This window comes from Lutibacter sp. (genome assembly GCF_041562875.1).
Taxonomy (GTDB): domain Bacteria; phylum Bacteroidota; class Bacteroidia; order Flavobacteriales; family Flavobacteriaceae; genus Lutibacter.
This window is the reverse complement of record NZ_JBFFOE010000163.1, coordinates 1-3,328: the sequence shown is the minus strand read 5'-3', so window position 1 is coordinate 3,328 and position 3,328 is coordinate 1. Positions and strand designations below refer to the sequence as shown.

Genomic DNA, 3,328 nt, shown 5'->3' with positions numbered 1-3,328 from the left:
TTTTAGACCTTTTTCAGTAAAAGAACAACAGCAATTATTATTGGTTGGAGCTTGTTTGCAATGCCATAAAGATGATTCTAAAATGATGCAGCAAAGTTTAGTGAAAGGAATGAATCCTTTATTAAATAAATTGAGCAAAAATTGTATCTTGCCCACTTGGAATTAATCAATTTATAATGAATAAAGCTAAAGTTACCTTTTTTGTATTTGTGTTTGTATCAATTTTAGATATTATTGGAGTTATTTTAGAAATACCAATACTCATCTATATTTTTAAGCCATTTATAATTTTATCACTACTTTTTTTATATGTATTTTCTTTACCAAAAAGGTTAAAATGGTATGTAATAGCCTTAGAATTTTCATTTTTTGGAGATGTTTTACTGATGTTTTCAGGAGAACTATTTTTTATGGCAGGATTAATTTCATTTTTAATGGCCCACCTCTTATTTATTAAAATTGTACTTGGAAGAATTAAAGAATTTAATTTACCAAAAGTTATATTTTCAGTAATTCCTTTTTTGATAGTGTTTAGTTTGTTGATTTTTAATCTAAAAGATTCACTTCATGAAATGCTTTGGCCAGTTGTAATTTACGGATTAATCATATCAATATTTGGAGCTGTTTCATTAATTGATTTTTTGAATACAAAATCAAAAAAATCTTTATTAATGCTTTCTGGAGCTATTATTTTTATGATTTCAGATTCAATGTTAGCAATAGATAAATTTCATTTTGAAGCACATCTATTTAAAGTATTAATTATGTGTACCTATGTGTTGGCTCAATATTTAATTTTTAGATCAATGATACAAAAAAACGCCTTGCATTAAAGACAAGACGTTTTTAGGAACAAAGTAAAATTTTTATTTAAGGTTAATGTTTAATAATTGTTGCAGTTTGTTCTGCCCAATCTGGAAAAACCGTTGGGTCAATATCAAAAATAACGGTTCCCCATATTATAGTCATGAGCACAATAATAATGGTTGCAAAGATGTCTATAATGAAACCTGTTTTTATTAGTTGTATCATTTTTAATTTTCCAGTACCAAATACAATAGCATTTGGTGGTGTTGCTATAGGAAGCATAAAAGCCATGGATGCCGCTAATGTAACGGGAATCATGATTAATAATGGATTTACTCTAATTTCGGTTGCTAAACCAGAAATGATAGGCAACATCATTTCGGTAGTTGCAGTGTTAGATGTAAACTCTGTAAGGGTAGACATTAGTGCAGTTAAAGTACCTACAAGCATAACTGGTGACATATCTTTTGTCCCGCTTAAAAGACCTCCAACATAGTTTGATAGTCCCGAATCTATAAATCCTTTAGCTAAGGCAAAACCACCTCCAAATAGGAACACAATATGCCAAGGTATTTTCAACATTATTTTCCAACCTACTAAACCCTCATTCTTTTTAGTTGAAGGAACAACAAATAATAACATGGCTACAAAAATAGCAACAGTACCATCATTTAAAAATTTTGGATTTTTGAAAATAGAACTCCATCCAGGGATAGTTGTAAATCCTATATTAAGATCAGCTCTGAATACCCATAATAAGGCTAAGGTTACAAACAACACAAACACTCGCTTTTGTTCGGCTGTCACTTTTCCAAGGGCTTTATATCTATCTCTAAAGAATGATTTGTCTAATTTTTTAATTTTTCCTTTAGGCCTATAGGTGAAGTATAACAATAGCAATGAAAAAGTAAAAATCATAACCGTAATTGGAAAAGCAAAAGTTATCCATTGCCCAAATGAAATTTCTGGAGCTCCAGGATAAATAATTTCGAAAATTCTTAGAAATGATAGGTTAGGAGGAGTCCCCACGAGCGTGGCAATACCTCCAATGGAGCAAGCATGAGCAATGCTTAGTAGCAAACCTGCAGCAAACGAACTCATTCTTCCTTTTCCATACACTTCTTCTAAAGCTGCTGTTACCGAAAAGGCAATAGGAAGCATCATCATTGCTGTTGCTGTATTTGACATCCACATGGATAAAAATGAGGATGCTAACATAAACCCTAGCATAATTCTAAATGGGCTACCACCAACAATTGATAATATTTTTAATGCAATACGCTTATGAAGTTCCCATTTTTCCATCGCCAAAGCCATAACAAAACCCCCAATAAATAAAAAGATTACATAGTTTATATAGGCGTTTGAAATAGCTTTACCATCTAAGACTCCAAGTGCTGGAAATAAAATGATTGGAAGAAATGAAGTAATACCAATTGGTAAAGCTTCAGTAACCCACCAAAAAGCCATAAGCAGCGCAATAGCTGCAGTATATGTAACTTCTGGCTTTCCTGGCTGTAAGTCTACAAAGAAAATAATACCAAAAAACACAAGTAGTCCTGCTATTATTAATTTCATGTTAATTTTTGTTATATGCTCTAATGCTGCCATAATCTTAGTGTTTTTAGTTAATTTCTATTTGATATTGTAATACAAACATTCCTTTTCGTTCATCCACCTTTAGCTGATTGTTACTATTTTGAAATATGGGTCTGTTTTGATATCCCAAACTAAGTTTATTGCTATGACCTTTAAAAAAGCAATTTACACCTAAATCATACACAATCATTTTATCATCCAAGGCTTCAAAGTCAGAATATTGAATTGCTATATTTGGTTGTAATTGACTATTATTTTTCGCTTTAGGAAGTAAATATCCTAATTGAAAAAATACAGTATTTCCAGTCCCCATCATTGGGAAATCATTACCACTTCCATTAAATGAGGTGCCACCTGATGTAATATCATTTGAACCTACATTTCTTATATAATTAGGACCAAAATCTGTATTGTAATATCCTAGATAAGAGGTTATAGCGGTTCCTTTTTCTTTATTAATGGGAGCATCGTAAAATAAATCTACAGCCCAATTTTTAAAATCGTAAAATTTTTCTTCACCATTTACAAGTTGCGAAGTCATTTTAGGTTGATTCATAAACCCAACTCCCAGGTTTAATATATTTTTTGAACCAATATAAGTTCCTGTTCCACCACTATATGGAGATTTGTTACTTTCATTGTCTAAAAACTCGTATTTAGCATATCCAGATATTCTTTTTCTAGGTTTATTTTTTGCATAATCTGTTTTTCCTTCTGTGGAAGCAACACCAAATTGTACGGGATCTTTTAGGGATAGTATATAATCAAATTTGCCAACTTGTCCTTTAATCCATACTCCTAAACCTCTTGCAGCATCATCATTTTTATTAACAGTTAACAGCGAAAATAGTGGTGCATCTATCGCCATTAATGAAGCACTACTTCTAACGTTCCATCTGCTTAATCCTCCCCATCCAGATTC

At 31.5% G+C, this 3,328-nt stretch carries 3 protein-coding genes; 1 reads left to right on the top strand and 2 read right to left on the bottom strand.

The genetic code is table 11. From position 1 onward, the window contains the following. Nucleotides 1–176: 176 nt before the first annotated feature. A complete protein-coding gene (locus ABY863_RS13210) occupies nt 177–833 on the top strand; it encodes a lysoplasmalogenase (protein WP_372795596.1) in 657 nt (218 codons plus the stop codon). 43 nt (nt 834–876) lie between these two features. Here ABY863_RS13210 and ABY863_RS13205 read toward each other — a convergent pair whose 3' ends face one another. Together ABY863_RS13205 and ABY863_RS13200 are read right to left on the bottom strand one after the other, a co-directional pair. Continuing rightward, on the bottom strand, nt 877–2,418 hold the full coding sequence (locus ABY863_RS13205; RefSeq protein WP_372795594.1) for a DASS family sodium-coupled anion symporter: 1,542 nt from the start codon (nt 2,416–2,418) through the stop codon (nt 877–879). A gap of 13 nt (nt 2,419–2,431) precedes the next feature. Beyond that, nucleotides 2,432–3,328 (bottom strand): porin (locus ABY863_RS13200; RefSeq protein WP_372795592.1); only part of this gene is annotated, 897 nt, incomplete at its 5' end.